Below are 13,480 nucleotides of genomic sequence, written 5' to 3'. Positions count from 1 at the left end.
TCCCGTGAAAAGTAGGGAAAACACTTTTCCGTATTTCAATTTGGTAATAAAATAGATAATTGTTATTCGATTAAAGAATATATCAATATACCGGCGGGCTATATGGAACTGACATTCAGCGAGGTGACAAAGTCGTTTGGCCACCTCAACGTCATTGATCACTTCAATACAACCATCAAAACCGGAGAAATTGTGGCTCTTCTCGGGCCCTCTGGCTGCGGGAAATCGACGTTACTGCATATGCTCGCAGGCCTTCAAACACCCTCTACCGGCACCTTGACCGCTGGTGGCAAGCGTATCGAAAAACCCTCACCACGGCGCACTCTGGTATTCCAGGAACATGCCCTGTACCCCTGGCTGACACTGGCCGGAAACGTAGCCCTCGCACTGGAATTTCAGAACACCCCAAAGCAAACAGCGTTCGCAGAGGCGCAAAAATGGCTTGCAAAGGTAGAGCTGTCCGGCTTTGAACACTACTACCCGCATCAGGTATCAGGTGGCATGCGGCAGCGTTGTGCTCTGGCCCGGGCCTTCATAGCGCGGCCAGAAGTCCTGTTGCTGGATGAACCTTTTGGCGCACTGGATGCACTGACAAGAATGACCCTGCAAAGCGTTCTGAAAGATCTGATTGAAGAAGAGCGCCCTACCGTGGTGCTGGTTACCCACGATGTAGACGAAGCGCTGTACCTTGCCGACCGTGTGCTGGTATTCAGCAACCGACCTGCCACCGTGTTGCGGGAAATCGAGCTTGGCCACATGCCTAAAACCCACGATTTATCAGCCTTCGCCGATATCCGGCGTGATGTGCTGAACAAGTTGGGGATCGACACTGACACAACACAGGCTCACGCCGAAGACACAGGAGAAGCTGTATGATTCGCTGGTTTATGACAACGGTTCTGGCACTGGCACTTGCCGCGCCGGTGTCCGCAAAAGAAGAGTTTCGCGTGGGATATGTTCGCGTAATGGACGATGCCCAGGCCATGCTCGCGCACGAAGCAGGCCTTTATGAGAAGTATGGCCTGGATGCCAAGCTGATTGAATTCAGCTCCGGTACCGATCTCATCAAGGGCATCGTTGGCGGCCAACTTGATATTGGCGTGCTGGGCTTTTCAAATGCCTTCACCTGGTCATCTCGCGGAGCCGATCTGAAGATTGTTGGTGGCGCCCAGCGTGGTTACCACTCACTGGTCGTGCGCAACGACTCGGGCATTGAAACGGTTGAAGACCTCAAGGGCAGCAACCTCGCCTCCCAGAAACAAGGCAGCACAGCCGACATCGTCCTTAAAGGCGTAATGTTGGCCAATGCAGGCCTGCAGCCAGACGACCTGAATATTATGGGTGTGGCACCGGCAGTGGCGGTTCAGTCTCTGGTGGGTGGTCGGGTGGATGCCGCCTTCCTGTTTGAACCTTATGATCGAATTGCCCAGCTGGTTGCACCGGTAAAGCAGATTTATGAAATCGGTGAAGTATGGCCTTTCCCATGCATGGTAGTGATCACCTCCGGCGATACCCTGAAAAACCGCAAAGACGTGATCTGGGCTGCGCTCGACGCCCAGCGTGACGCCATCGAAATGCTGGAAAATCAGCCTGAGAAAGCCGCTACCTACATCACCGAATACTTCATTAAGGAAGATGTTGTTAAATCCCTCAACGACGGCGACATTCCTTCAGAGAAGGTAATCGCCCAGGCCATTCAGACCAACGATTTCAGCTCCAAACTGACCGAAGCCGATATTAACCGCATGAAAGAGCTGGCAGGCATTATGCAAAAACAAGGCATTCTTCCTGAAGAAGCTTTCGATGTTGACGCATTGCTGGACCTGACCTGGCAAGAGACTCGTGAGCTTTAATCATGAGCAATAGCCAGGCAATGGGCGTCGCGACCAAGCGGGCTTATGTTGTCGCCATCGCCGTTATCCTGTTTTTCTGGCAGGTAGCGGCGTGGTTTCTGCCCGACTTTTTGATGCCGGATGTACACACAGCCGTTCTCAGGTTGTGGGAGGAACTGAACAGCGCCGAGTTCTATGAAGGGCTTGGCAACAGCATGACACGGCTCGGAGCCGGCTACGGAGCGGCACTGTTCTTCGGAATCCTGTTGGGACTGGTAGGCGGCACGATCAATGTGGTGCGAAGCCCTCTGAAGGCGGCCATCATTATTCTGCAATCCATTCCGTCGATTGCCTGGGTGCCACTGTTCCTCATTCTGATGGGCTTCGGCAACCTGCCTATCATTGTTGTTGTGGCTATTGGTGCGTTCTTCCCCACGGCGTTGAGCGTGATGAACGCCACGGAAAGTGTTGAGAAAGTGCATATCTCTGCGGCACGGGTAATGGGCGCATCAAAAGCACAGATGCTGAAGCGTGTGTACTTCCCCGCCGTTACGCCAGAGCTCATTACCGGGGCCCAGCTGGCGTTTGGTAATGCCTGGCGCGCACTGATATCCGCGGAAATGATTGTTGGATTCAGCGCCGGACTTGGCAAATCCCTGGCCTATTCCGGCGAAATTGCGGACATGACCGGTGTGATGACAAACATTCTGGTGATTGCAATTCTGGCAGCGGTGATCGACCAGGTTATTCTGGAGCGCATCAAGCACCGGTTGCTTCGCTATCAATACCTTTGATACTGAAACTCACGGGCTTGCGCAATCAGATTACTCGGATCTCAACCCACCTCTGATCGCCTCATCCACCAGCCATCGTCTTAACAGTTGTATGCTTCGCTCCCTGCGCCTGCTGGTTTTCCAGGCGAAATAGAATCGGTCGCCGGTCATCACCGGGTGGCAGGGCAAGCGTACAAAGTCTTCAGAATCCTTGCGAGTGCTAAGCATGTAATCGTTCGTCAGGGCGATGCCCTGATGAAAGCGCGCAGCTTCCAGTGCCAGTAGCATATGGCTGAAGTGTTGTACGCGAGCTCCGGAAGGAATCGTTTCGCTCACCGTTTGATACCAGGCTTCCCAATCACCCGCTGCCTTGTCATAAATACTGTGGGTAGACAACAAAGGGAATCGCGCTATCTCAGCTGTGGTCATGGCGAGTTCGTCGAGCCCGGTTTCCCCAGTCTCTCGTCCCAGCTCCCGACGGATGCGCTGCCAGTAATCCTGACTGCACACGGGGAAAAGCCGTTCCACGTACAAGAGCTCGTAACTGTAGGCCGGTGAGTCTCTGTGAATGGTGATAAAACAATCCGCAACCCGGTCTGACAACACCGGGTTTTCACTGCTCATTTCCAAGGCCAGCTCTACCTGGGGGTGCAGCCGCTGCAAATCGGGTAATCGGGGCACCAGCCAGCGCACGGCGAAAGAACTGAACAGCGACAACCGTAGCCGGGACTCTTCATGCCCCAGCACTTGCTCACTGGCCCGCTCGATCTGAAGCAAGGCGGTACTGATGGCGTCCAGATACTGGCGGCCTTCATCCGTCAGCGCGAGCGTGCGGCCACTGCGCCAGAACAGTTTTTCACCCAGATAGGTTTCCAGCTGTTTGATCTGATGGCTCACCGCGCTCTGGCTTACCGCCAGCTCCTCGGCAGCCATGGAAAAGCTGTTGAGGCGGGCAACCGCTTCGAATACGGGCAGGGCTTTGAGAGGTGGCAGCTTCATTATCTATTTATCTAATAGGTGAAGAATAAACATCATTTTATCGGATATTAAAACTCAAATAGACTCAATCTGTCACTTGTGTCATTCCAACTCGAGATTGAGATTCGATCTCACGAAGAGTGGTATTGCTCCAGGCCAGCGCTACCAAGCCTTGGGCGACCATTTCTGTCATATCAGGATAAGTGCCTCACAATTTTAACGTGAGATTCAGGCTGTTTTTGTCTCGTTTTGGCTTGTGTCAGTCCGCTGTTGTGAACCGGATTATCTGACAGTAAGCGGCACTAAATTACATTCACCCAGGCTCGATACAGCTCACACCTGTCGAAGTTGGAACATCAGAGGTCATCATGTCAGGGAAAACCGTCAACAGCGCCATACTGCTTCTAGTGATCGGCAATGCCATGGCACTGGTCTCCGACGTGTTCATCAAGCTTCTGGAGCCGGGCGCGCCGATTTTTCAGTTTGCGTTTGTACGCTGCATGCTCACTCTTGTGCTCCTGCTGCCACTGGCGCGCAAGATCGACCGAACCAACCTGTTTGCCGGCATAAAGGTACATGCCATAAGGGCTCACGTGCACCTGGTGGGACTGTTGTGCATGATAGTAGCCCTGAGCAACCTGCCACTCGCCACCGCCAACGCCGTATTTTATGCAGCCCCGATTCTGGTGATGGTGTTCTCGGTGTTTATCTTCCGGGAAGTCCTGTCACCCCTGAATGTGTTTGCGGTGTTCAGTGGTTTTGCCGGCATTATCGTTATCCTTCGCCCGGTGGAGTTCAACTGGGCGGCTGTTGCTGCGCTTGGGTCGGCGATCACACTGGCCATAAATGCGGTCATGGTCCGCAAACTGCCAAAAACCCAGACCACGGTACACAAGCTGTTTCTCAACTACTTGCTGGTGATTCCGGCATCGGGACTGCTTGCCTTGTGGGAGTGGCAGCAGGGCGCGTCCTGGGATCCGGCAATCCTGTTTACCGCAGCTGCGTCTGCATTTTTCATTTTGGGTTACAACATCGCTGTGCTGCTGGCCTACCATCAAGTAGACGCCAATCAGGTCACCAGCGCCGAATACACTGGCCTGATCTGGGCGGTGCTGATTGGCTGGATAGGTTTCAATGAGGTGCCAGACCTTTGGTTCGCTGTAGGCAGCGTCATGATTATAGTGCCGCTGATTATGGTGGGGATGCGTTCCCGTCAGCGGAGCCACCGAGTATTACGAGCTCAACCGCTGAATGGTTGATACCCTCGGCACATAGAGATGCCAAGGAATAACCTGCTACTAACTGGCAGGACCTGATACGGGGTCCGGATCACTTCTCAGCGTAGGAGGTGACACCAAAGCTGAATGCAACGTGCCAAAGGTTGATTTGCGGAGGCACACAACTGAAGCTACGGTCGCTAAAGCGAACGTTCAGATTTGGGAATAACGCCGTGGCTTTGCGGCGTGCCGGAGCGCTAGCTAAGGCGCGTCCGACAGCAGCCGTTGGTTAAATACTTGAATGCGCATTGGCGTGCGCATACAATAAGTCGTGCATTAAACAGTTACCTGGAGGCTCTGATGGCCGAACTCTACAATGCAACCGCACCCAAAAAGGCAGCTAACCTCTCCATCAATAGCGATCTACTGCGCAAAACTCGGGAACTCAACATCAACCTGTCTGCTACTCTGGAGCGAGCCCTGAAAGAAGAGCTTTCCAAACGCGAAGCAGCACAATGGGTTGAAGAAAATCGCGCTGCAATAAAAAATTACAACGATTTTGTCGAACAACATGGATGCTTCGGCGACGAATTCAGGGAGTTCTAATGTCACAGTTCGATGTGTACCCCAACCCAAGCAAAGTCAGCAAAGCTCATTATCCTTACCTTGTCGATATTCAAAGCAGCCTCCTGAGCGAATTGGCAACTCGAATCGTTATCCCTTTGGGCAAACGCTCCGCCTTTGGTGGCGAATCCATGCAAGGACTCACGCCGGGAATCAGCTTTGCCAATCAAGAACTTTTACTGCTAACCCCACAAATTTCCTCTGTGCCAAAAAAGCATCTCAAAAACCCGGTTGGTTCCCTCTCGCATTTCAGAGACCAGGTTGTCGGAGCTCTGGACCTTGCTGTCACTGGCATTTAACATTTTTGTTTAGCTGAGGTCAGTCAATCGTCTTGGTCGCAAAACGAACATTCAGATCCGAGTCCGAAGGCCTCGGTTTGACGCTAGGGTGTGTCATGCATATCGGAGGAAGTCCACCTAACTATCAGAGGTGCCAACTATTCTTGGGTAACTTGGCCAGCAAACGCCGATACGAGGAAATCAAAGACTCGCCTGATTCGACGGTTAGTTCGTAATTCATTGTGAGTAACTAGCCATAGGTCAATGTTTATCAGGGGCAAGTCGGAGATAACGACACGCTCAACCAGTGGCTCGTTATCTCCGATTTCCTCTAAGGTTACAGTGATGGCCACTCCTTGTTTGACCAATTCCCACTGAACCATGTGACTATTTGAAATAACGGGAAAATTCTGCTTGGTTAGGGTAAGCCCTTGAGAATTAAGCAACTCCATGAGGCGGCCAGGATTCTCAGTATCAATGAAGTGGGCCTTGTTCAACTCGTCGATCGTAGGAGGATCACCCAGTTGCTTCAGATAGCTTTTTGCGGCGTAAAGATGGCCTTGAACACTGCACAGTCGTTTTGCAATCAACTCCGGCTGTGTCGGACGAACACTCCGGATAGCAATATCAGCCTCTCTTCGATTGATGTCACGTTGTTCGTTAGTTGAATGTATTTCGATCTCGATGCCAGGCTCCAGCTTCCGCAACGCCTTGATCATGGATGGCAGCATAAACGTGGAAAGGAGTTCTGAAGCGGTAATGCTAACGTCGCCCTCGATTTGGTCTGATTTACCCGAAGCTGATAAAGAAAACTGGTTAGCGGCATCACCCATCAGTCGCACATGTTCTAACAATTTGATGCCATTGGGCGTTAGCTCCAGGCCTCGACCTCTTCTGGTAAATAAATCGAATCCAATTTCACTCTCCAGCGCCGCTACCTGTCGCCCAAGGGTAGGTTGCGTCATTCCCATTGACCGGGCTGCCGCGGCCAGGGAGCCTTCTTCCGCCGTAACCAAAAAAGCCCGAGCACGGTTCCAGTCGAATGTTATTGATTTCCAATCCATACAAATATGCATACCTGAAGTCCAAAATTCATTGTATTGGTTTCATTGATGCATTGGTAGGATTGTCGACTTCAAATCACATTAAGAGGATTGGTAGCGATGAAATCACCTATTATCGCACTGCTAGCAGTAACACTATCGCTCGGCGCATGTGCGAGCCTGATTCAAACTGCCTCCATTTCCGAAGCCTATAAACATTACCAGCGTGAACAATACGATCGTACGTTGGAACTGATCACACAGGCAGAAAACGCAGAGGCAATGTCAGATGAAACGAAAGCAGAATTGACCTATTTAAAAGCAATGACTTACGAGGGTCTCGGTGACGGAGAGACCGCCAACACCCTTTACGAATACCTGGCCCAGGAGCACAGCAATTCGCAATACGGGTACATGGCTATCAAGAAATTGAATGGCAACTAATCAACGTCAGTCATCCAATTTCTAGCAAACAGTTACCCGAGACTCTTCAGATGAAAGACATCATTGTTTGGGCCATACATGCACCTGCGGGAACGGTCGTATTGGTGACAGCTGTCCTTGCCATGTTCGTTAAGAAAGGGAGTGCACACCATAAGAAAGCAGGTTCCTGGTTTACGGTATCCATGATGATCATGTTGGCTTCGGGTATTGCAACGGCTTACCTCAAAAATTCAATTGATGACATGATGTTGGGCGGAATAGTGATGTATACCGTGTTCACCGCCTGGTTAGCCGCCCGCCATAAAAAGAATGAACCTGGTCTGATGGAAATAACTGCTTTGATCTGGGTTATCGGTTTCGCCGTTACCGCATTTTTTATCAGTATGGGTTGGCGAGAGGTACAGGCGCCCATTGCCTATGTGATGTGGGGTGGTTTGGCGATTCTGCTTGCATTGGGGGATATTCGTAACCTTTACCATTCAGGGCTTTCTGGCACTCAACGTATTATTCGCCATGTCTGGCGCATTGGCTTTTCACTGGTATGGGCAGCATTAGCATTCACCGATAAAATCGTAAAAATGATGGGCGCTAATATCAAGAGCATGCAGGGAGAACAGCTGTTACTCATCGTGGGGATACCAACCATGCTCATACTGATTACCACTTTATATTGGGTAACCAGAATCCTGTTTTTTTCCGACAAGAGGCTTACGTTATCCGGCAATCCAACTGGATAAAAGGCAATGTCTGAAATAGGTCGAGACTTCATGGGCGGCCGCGACAGCGGAGCCTTTTGAACGGACCGCCGGGAACCGCCACTTGATGCGATCTAAGCACGCAAATATGGTTGACTATCCAAGCGGTATTGGTCGCAAAGCGAACATTCCGGTCTGCCGATAAATGCGTGTTAAGCGGCCTTCGTTTGAGGCCCGCAGGTGTCTTAAATTAATAGGGGAAGTCCAATCATAGACTAGGAGTGTCCACTGCACCGGGGGAAGTCCACACCCGTTTCAAAAGCGTCCATGGAAGCGGGGTAGAACCCCTTTTGATCGGAGGCGCTCTTAACAACGATCTGAATGCTGATGCCACATAGTGCAATAACATAAGTTCAACCGAAATCCTTTGACAGCCTCCCAGAGGGCAGATAGCTTGCTATCAAAGGCATCAAGATCAGAGTCTTGGCTATCAAAAACACCACAAAAACGGAAGGCAGTTGATGATTCTTGAAGATCACCTTTTGTATGTCGATATCACTCAGATATGTGGAATCGGCTGTGCGTTCTGCATGTATGCTGATAAGCACGAAACCGGCAGCAACATGGAACTCTCTATTCTGGCCAGAGAGAATCTTGGTAGGTTAATCAACTCCCCCTCAGTTAAGCGTATCTCGATCAGCGGAGAGGGAGAGCCACTCAACAACATTAAGACGTTTCACGAGATCCTGGGTCTGTCCGGAGGTGGCAAAGCTTTTGAATTCATCACAAGTGGATTCTTCCCGCACGACAAGATGGCTGAGTTTTACGAAAGAACCAATCGAATCGCTGCTAGCCAAGGCGACACATGCAACATTCGATTGAGCACCGACAGCCATCATATCGAAAGAGTGAAGTGGCGGGCACATGGTTTCAGCATCAACTATCTACTAACTCATCGACCATCGAATCTAACCTTCTCCTTCCGATCAATCGATGCCGACCGCAGCTTTGCGCGTGACTATCTCATATCCGAGCTAAATGACTGGGGGATGCAATCGACGATCGAGCCCCGCGGTGCCTTGGAAGACGCCTTAGTGGTTGGGGGTACTACCTTCTCTATTGACTACAAAAACCTGGTGCATCCATTGCCGAACACCCCAGCTGGATATCTAGATTTGTATGGATACATAGAAGCAATTGAAAATAAGACTAAGAAACGATTCACACTAGGAAGCATGAACAAAGCGCCCACGGCAAACGGGATGGATGTTACTGTAAAGCCGGATGGAAACGTCTACTTTTACGGCCTTGAAAATAGGTCTATAGGCAACATTCATAGCGATGAACTGGATTGGGAGGCTCTTTCAAACCATGTCACTTGCACTCCTTTAGTCAGAAATTTGTACACGCAGCCTTTGGCTGATGTCCTTGATCAGCTAAGCGATCAACATCTCGTTCGGTCAATCGTTGAGAAAGCGAATAACCCGTATTGGCTGATCAAAGAAATTGAGCACCATAAGGGGCTGCTGGCAGAAATCGAATCATTATGATCGACTCTCACTCGCACACCATGTACTCGAAGCACGCAGAAGGCACTGTCGATGACTTGGTATGTGCAGCCATATCTGCGGGGATCGAAGTCCTCACGATCACAGACCATGCGCCATTCCCCGTCGATTCCGACAATCGTCTCCTAGAGACGGAACTCGACCGGTATTTCGAGGATATCGAGCAGGCTAGACAAAACTTCAGAGGACGGATTCAAATTCTTTCAGGACTTGAGTTCGACTATATGCCGGGCACAGATGAATATAATCGGAACTTACAAAGCAGATATGACATAGATTTTGCCATCGGTTCAATTCACTATGTTCGCCTTTCAACAGGCGAACTGGTAAGAGTTTGGGACTTACCTCGACTCGCGGATCCAGATTTCGTGGATCATTACTTTGATAATATGGAAGGGTTGCTGAGCTGTGGTCTTTTTGATGCAGTAGGGCATGCAGACACATTACTAAGAGGGGTTCAGGCCAATGTAGTCGATCAGAGATTCGAAAGGCTTTTGCCTCTTTTTCGTGAATACGATATATCGTTCGAACTCAATGCCTCAGGACTCCGAAAATCTTCGTTCGACCCTTGTAGTGGCGCAAAAATAGCTGGATTGTGGTCATACCCAAGTTTGGGCCTTTTACCAAAACTAATCTCTCATCATACCTCGTTCACCATCGGGGCAGACGCCCACACCCCCCGAGACGTAGGTGCCGGCATCCAAGAGATGCTAAACGTTCTCCAGCCAGCTGGGCTTCACACAGTGAGTTACTACGAACGCCGAAGGCGAGTCGACGTGCCGGTAAACCGCCTGAGACCAGACGCATCTACCAGAAAACCAATCGCCTAACTAGTAAGTGACTAAATTGTGACAATCAAAAATCCGGACACGGGCAGTCAACCAAGCTTATACGAGATTTTGGAAAAGCCCTCTCATGTTCAACTCGAGTTCTTTGAGCATAACCGATCCAAAAACGATCCTAGCTACGCTGAGAAAGGCTTCCGATCTTTGGCTGCGGGATTGTTTGCCAGCGAACATATCAGCATGGATCAATACGTCTCCATTTTTGGTGGCCACGCTTTGAACTATTTGACCGAGGTAGCTCCCGGTGCCTTTAATTACATGGGTACCGGATTGGACGCGGACGAACTGGTAGTATCGTACAGCCGAGCAAAGCATGGAAGCATACAAGACATCAATGCACTCGCCTTTTCAATAATCAATTACCTCTCAGCTCAACTGGATCAGCCAGAATCCCATTGGGCTAGGCTCTTTCGCGAAGCCAAAGAACGAAACGATACGGTCGTTATGATGACGACGGGTTGGCGAAATGTTCCTTCAACTTCGAACGTCCTCTATTCCATTGTCGTCCGAGAGATCAATCTCAAACTCGCTAATCTTGAACTTCCCACAATTGTCGAGGTGAGGCTGCCTAGAATCGCACCTCCCTGTGAGAACTACGGAGCTCTCTCGGCGGAAGAGCGCGAAATCGTGAATCGTACCCAAGATCACGTTATCCCTGCAGAAAATTTTTATCGCTGGGGAGGGGTGCACGTAATTTTCGGAGACGATGTTCTGGTTACCGGGGCCACGGCAGATAAGGTTCTTTATGAATCCACTATCAATGGAGCCAAGTCCTTCCAATCAATCTACCCAATCGCTATCGACCCACGGCTATCACTTTCACAAGCAAATATTGAGGAAAGACTTAACACCGCTTTAGTTAAAGAAGTTCTTGATGAAACAGTTTACTCAATACTCAGCAGTTCAGATTTCCAACCAATTCTTCGAACCGTTCGCTTAGTCTTTTCAAAGAAGAATCAGGCCAAGCTCAGTGAGTTTTTGCCGCAATTACCTATAAAAAATCTGCTGGAGCTCTACAAAGCGGCACTAGGAAGCGAGCTCATGAGGAGAGAGGACACAAGACCATCTCTTAGATTGCTGAGGAAATATCTCTATGACGCTGGACTACTCGATTCAAAAGGACTGTCTACTGAATGGTAACTTCAGCAGGGAACGCCATCCCAAAATATGTGACGTATTGGGAAACGGCCCCCGGGAGCCGCATTCCTCCCTGGGTCGCGTTAGCTATCGCATCTATGCGAAGGGCTTTAGGAGATAAGTTTCTTCTACTTACCACCTCCAATGCTTCACAGTATATTGACTCCACCACCCTAGAAACCAATTGGGCATTCAACCCTCTTCCCTTTAAAATGAACTCTGGAATCGAATCGATTGTTGCCAAAAGCGACTACATTCGGCTGGCATTTGTCTATAGGCATGGAGGTGCGTGGTTGGATGCCGATACGCTCTTATTCCATGACCCAAGCGGCAATCTTTTCCCCAACGGGCTCACGGAAGAGCTTCATTGGTACAGCGAAGCGCTATTCGGGTCCAAGCCAGGCAATCCAATCCTCGGTGAAGCTATTGAAAAGGGGTTTATTAAAAACAAGCACGACTGGGGTAATCCGGGAGAAATCCGAGAGATAATCGCTGAGCAGGAAAGCAATTTGCATCCAATCCCTCATTCCAACGTGGATCCAGGCTACAGACCTTCCTATAACTTCTCTACTTGCGAGGTTATGAGCCGCCGAGATGTCGAACCGGAAGACTTCCTCTTAGCGAAGCCATCATTGCTCAAACTCTATAACACCTATTTCACTCGCACCTCCAATCACATTGAGTCCGTTTCAGATTTTTTGGAGGGTGGGACGCTACTTTCCAAGCTATTCCTTCACATTGACGGCGATCCGGGTTACTGGATCGGAGAAGCTGAACGACTGGAACAACTGGTGAGCCGATAAGTTACGGACAACAGGAATGCCATTCCTAGTAGGAATCCAAGTCCACATTGAGTTCTCGTTTCTCGAACTTAATCCAAGGCTCTAGCGTACTCATTACCTCTAGGCTACTGAATAAATTCATATTTTTAACGCCAGTTCGATCGTAGCGAGAGGTATCATGATAGCTAAGAACAACCGCAACATTGTCACATAGCGGTGGCAGCCAAGGGTTGGGCTCTTTTGTATAAGGGTATATGGCAATTAACTTCTTCCCCAGCCCCACCGCTAAATGAACAATTGCGGTGTCTACGGAAATTACGACTTCAACCTGACTCATCAAAAAGGCGACATCCTGAGGCGTATCAACATCGCTCAAAGCAAGTACATTCGAGAGATTGATTTCCTCAACAAGTTTCTCAGCCTTTGGTCTGTCCGAATTATTGCTGAGGACGCCGATAATTTGTTGCGGGTATTTTTTGGCGACTCTGCAAAGCAGCTCTAGCGATTTTTCGTGGCTGATACTCTTATCCGGACGGCTTGCGTACGGGTTGAACAAAATTTCTGGCACATCTACCAATCGCTTGGGGTTCTCAGGCCAAGGTATCACATACTCGTTGTTAACCGATTTCAAACCCAGATCACGAAGTATTGCTTCATACTTTAAGGCAAATGATTGCCCTGCAGTTCGCGCATTGAACTTACGGTTCACACATAGCAGCGCATCGTCCAGTGAATAAATGAGCACAGGTTGGAGCAAATAGAAAAACAATATTTCACTCGGCTGAACTCTACCAACCAAATGAACCACCGCATCTACTTGCTCCAGTTGTTTAGCTATTGTCCGGAGCTCACCAAAACTGGGATTTGGACTAGTTGCGATAATGTGCTCTACCCCAAAGTCCTTGGTATATAAAGGTTCTAGCTCAGGTGTGGTAAGAACCGTAACTTTGGCGTTCAGTTTTTTCGCTTCTCTATAGAAGAAGGATGAAACTATAGCATCCCCTAATTTGTTATCCCATCGAACGACGAGGATATGAGGTTCCAATCCTAGATTATTCTCCGCCAGTCGCTTGTCGCATACTGTTCTTATAGCCGCGCGAGATATTGTTTTTAAGAGCTTTTTTAAAACCATGTTTTAAAGTAGGCACTCCCTGTTCTTGAGCCAGGGCAGTTACTTAAGACTCTAAGGAGGCATAACCCAATTTCCCACATGCTCACAGCCTCAAACAGATCTCTGACTGTTCATTAGGCAGCCTTCGGTTCA

Annotated in this window: 15 protein-coding genes; 12 read left to right on the top strand and 3 right to left on the bottom strand. The window is 49.6% G+C overall.

Features of this window, described 5'->3' with window-relative positions; translation table 11 throughout:
- The first annotated feature begins 102 nt into the window (after window positions 1-102).
- From FFI90_RS08185 to FFI90_RS08175, 3 genes are read left to right on the top strand one after another with little or no spacing between them, the layout of a single operon-like run.
- Window positions 103-876 carry an ABC transporter ATP-binding protein gene (locus FFI90_RS08185; protein ID WP_144777481.1) on the top strand — a complete coding sequence of 258 codons (774 nt, stop codon included), beginning with the start codon at window positions 103-105 and terminating at the stop codon, window positions 874-876.
- Complete coding sequence (locus tag FFI90_RS08180; RefSeq protein WP_144777479.1) at window positions 873-1,853, top strand: ABC transporter substrate-binding protein; 981 nt, start codon at window positions 873-875, stop codon at window positions 1,851-1,853. Before FFI90_RS08185 ends, FFI90_RS08180 begins: the two co-directional genes overlap by 4 nt.
- A gap of 2 nt (window positions 1,854-1,855) precedes the next feature.
- The gene (locus FFI90_RS08175; RefSeq protein ID WP_144777478.1) at window positions 1,856-2,626 is read left to right on the top strand and encodes an ABC transporter permease; all 771 of its coding nucleotides are present in this window, start codon (window positions 1,856-1,858) and stop codon (window positions 2,624-2,626) included.
- 30 nt (window positions 2,627-2,656) lie between these two features.
- On the opposite strand, the gene FFI90_RS08170 is transcribed toward FFI90_RS08175, so the two are convergent.
- Window positions 2,657-3,604, bottom strand: a complete 948-nt coding sequence (locus FFI90_RS08170) for a LysR family transcriptional regulator (protein WP_144777476.1) — start codon at window positions 3,602-3,604, stop codon at window positions 2,657-2,659.
- A gap of 347 nt (window positions 3,605-3,951) precedes the next feature.
- Between FFI90_RS08170 and FFI90_RS08165 the strand changes: the two genes are divergently transcribed.
- The 3 genes from FFI90_RS08165 (at window position 3,952) to FFI90_RS08155 (ending at window position 5,723) form a co-directional block, all read left to right on the top strand.
- A complete protein-coding gene (locus tag FFI90_RS08165; protein WP_144777474.1) occupies window positions 3,952-4,842 on the top strand; it encodes a DMT family transporter in 891 nt (296 codons plus the stop codon).
- A 318-nt stretch (window positions 4,843-5,160) separates the two neighbouring features.
- On the top strand, window positions 5,161-5,406 hold the full coding sequence (locus FFI90_RS08160) for a type II toxin-antitoxin system CcdA family antitoxin (protein ID WP_144777473.1): 246 nt from the start codon (window positions 5,161-5,163) through the stop codon (window positions 5,404-5,406).
- The gene (locus FFI90_RS08155) at window positions 5,406-5,723 is read left to right on the top strand and encodes a CcdB family protein (RefSeq protein WP_144777471.1); all 318 of its coding nucleotides are present in this window, start codon (window positions 5,406-5,408) and stop codon (window positions 5,721-5,723) included. The genes FFI90_RS08160 and FFI90_RS08155 overlap by 1 nt, the downstream gene beginning before the upstream one ends.
- 137 nt (window positions 5,724-5,860) lie before the next feature.
- On the opposite strand, the gene FFI90_RS08150 is transcribed toward FFI90_RS08155, so the two are convergent.
- A complete protein-coding gene (locus FFI90_RS08150; RefSeq protein WP_186317943.1) occupies window positions 5,861-6,766 on the bottom strand; it encodes a LysR family transcriptional regulator in 906 nt (301 codons plus the stop codon).
- Window positions 6,767-6,865: 99 nt separating this feature from the next.
- On the opposite strand from FFI90_RS08150, the gene FFI90_RS08145 reads away from it, so the two are divergent.
- From FFI90_RS08145 to FFI90_RS08120, 6 genes are all read left to right on the top strand, one after another.
- Entirely contained in the window at window positions 6,866-7,189 is a 324-nt protein-coding gene (locus FFI90_RS08145) for a hypothetical protein (RefSeq protein WP_144777468.1), read from the top strand.
- A 50-nt stretch (window positions 7,190-7,239) separates the two neighbouring features.
- Complete coding sequence (locus FFI90_RS08140; RefSeq protein WP_144777466.1) at window positions 7,240-7,926, top strand: hypothetical protein; 687 nt, start codon at window positions 7,240-7,242, stop codon at window positions 7,924-7,926.
- Between the two features lie 479 nt (window positions 7,927-8,405).
- The gene (locus FFI90_RS08135; protein WP_144777464.1) at window positions 8,406-9,434 is read left to right on the top strand and encodes a radical SAM family protein; all 1,029 of its coding nucleotides are present in this window, start codon (window positions 8,406-8,408) and stop codon (window positions 9,432-9,434) included.
- Complete coding sequence (locus tag FFI90_RS08130) at window positions 9,431-10,282, top strand: histidinol-phosphatase (protein ID WP_144777463.1); 852 nt, start codon at window positions 9,431-9,433, stop codon at window positions 10,280-10,282. The genes FFI90_RS08135 and FFI90_RS08130 overlap by 4 nt, the downstream gene beginning before the upstream one ends.
- Window positions 10,283-10,300: 18 nt before the next feature.
- On the top strand, window positions 10,301-11,437 hold the full coding sequence (locus FFI90_RS08125; protein ID WP_222120501.1) for a phosphoribosyltransferase family protein: 1,137 nt from the start codon (window positions 10,301-10,303) through the stop codon (window positions 11,435-11,437).
- On the top strand, window positions 11,431-12,237 hold the full coding sequence (locus tag FFI90_RS08120) for a capsular polysaccharide synthesis protein (protein ID WP_144777461.1): 807 nt from the start codon (window positions 11,431-11,433) through the stop codon (window positions 12,235-12,237). Before FFI90_RS08125 ends, FFI90_RS08120 begins: the two co-directional genes overlap by 7 nt.
- A gap of 25 nt (window positions 12,238-12,262) precedes the next feature.
- Here the strand turns inward: FFI90_RS08120 and FFI90_RS08115 are convergent, their stop codons facing one another.
- Entirely contained in the window at window positions 12,263-13,261 is a 999-nt protein-coding gene (locus FFI90_RS08115) for a glycosyltransferase family 9 protein (RefSeq protein WP_186317942.1), read from the bottom strand.
- Window positions 13,262-13,480: the final 219 nt, after the last annotated feature.

The organism is Marinobacter maritimus (assembly GCF_007671675.1).
GTDB classification, from domain to species: domain Bacteria; phylum Pseudomonadota; class Gammaproteobacteria; order Pseudomonadales; family Oleiphilaceae; genus Marinobacter; species Marinobacter maritimus.
Note: the sequence above shows the minus strand (reverse complement) of the source record. Positions and strands in the feature narration are given on the sequence as shown.

Coding starts and splice junctions, on each gene's coding strand:
- FFI90_RS08185 (WP_144777481.1), top strand. CDS start 103: ATGGAACTGACATTCAGCGAGGTGACAAAGTCGTTTGGCCACCTCAAC.
- FFI90_RS08180 (WP_144777479.1), top strand. CDS start 873: ATGATTCGCTGGTTTATGACAACGGTTCTGGCACTGGCACTTGCCGCG.
- FFI90_RS08175 (WP_144777478.1), top strand. CDS start 1,856: ATGAGCAATAGCCAGGCAATGGGCGTCGCGACCAAGCGGGCTTATGTT.
- FFI90_RS08170 (WP_144777476.1), bottom strand. CDS start 3,604: ATGAAGCTGCCACCTCTCAAAGCCCTGCCCGTATTCGAAGCGGTTGCC.
- FFI90_RS08165 (WP_144777474.1), top strand. CDS start 3,952: ATGTCAGGGAAAACCGTCAACAGCGCCATACTGCTTCTAGTGATCGGC.
- FFI90_RS08160 (WP_144777473.1), top strand. CDS start 5,161: ATGGCCGAACTCTACAATGCAACCGCACCCAAAAAGGCAGCTAACCTC.
- FFI90_RS08155 (WP_144777471.1), top strand. CDS start 5,406: ATGTCACAGTTCGATGTGTACCCCAACCCAAGCAAAGTCAGCAAAGCT.
- FFI90_RS08150 (WP_186317943.1), bottom strand. CDS start 6,766: ATGGATTGGAAATCAATAACATTCGACTGGAACCGTGCTCGGGCTTTT.
- FFI90_RS08145 (WP_144777468.1), top strand. CDS start 6,866: ATGAAATCACCTATTATCGCACTGCTAGCAGTAACACTATCGCTCGGC.
- FFI90_RS08140 (WP_144777466.1), top strand. CDS start 7,240: ATGAAAGACATCATTGTTTGGGCCATACATGCACCTGCGGGAACGGTC.
- FFI90_RS08135 (WP_144777464.1), top strand. CDS start 8,406: ATGATTCTTGAAGATCACCTTTTGTATGTCGATATCACTCAGATATGT.
- FFI90_RS08130 (WP_144777463.1), top strand. CDS start 9,431: ATGATCGACTCTCACTCGCACACCATGTACTCGAAGCACGCAGAAGGC.
- FFI90_RS08120 (WP_144777461.1), top strand. CDS start 11,431: ATGGTAACTTCAGCAGGGAACGCCATCCCAAAATATGTGACGTATTGG.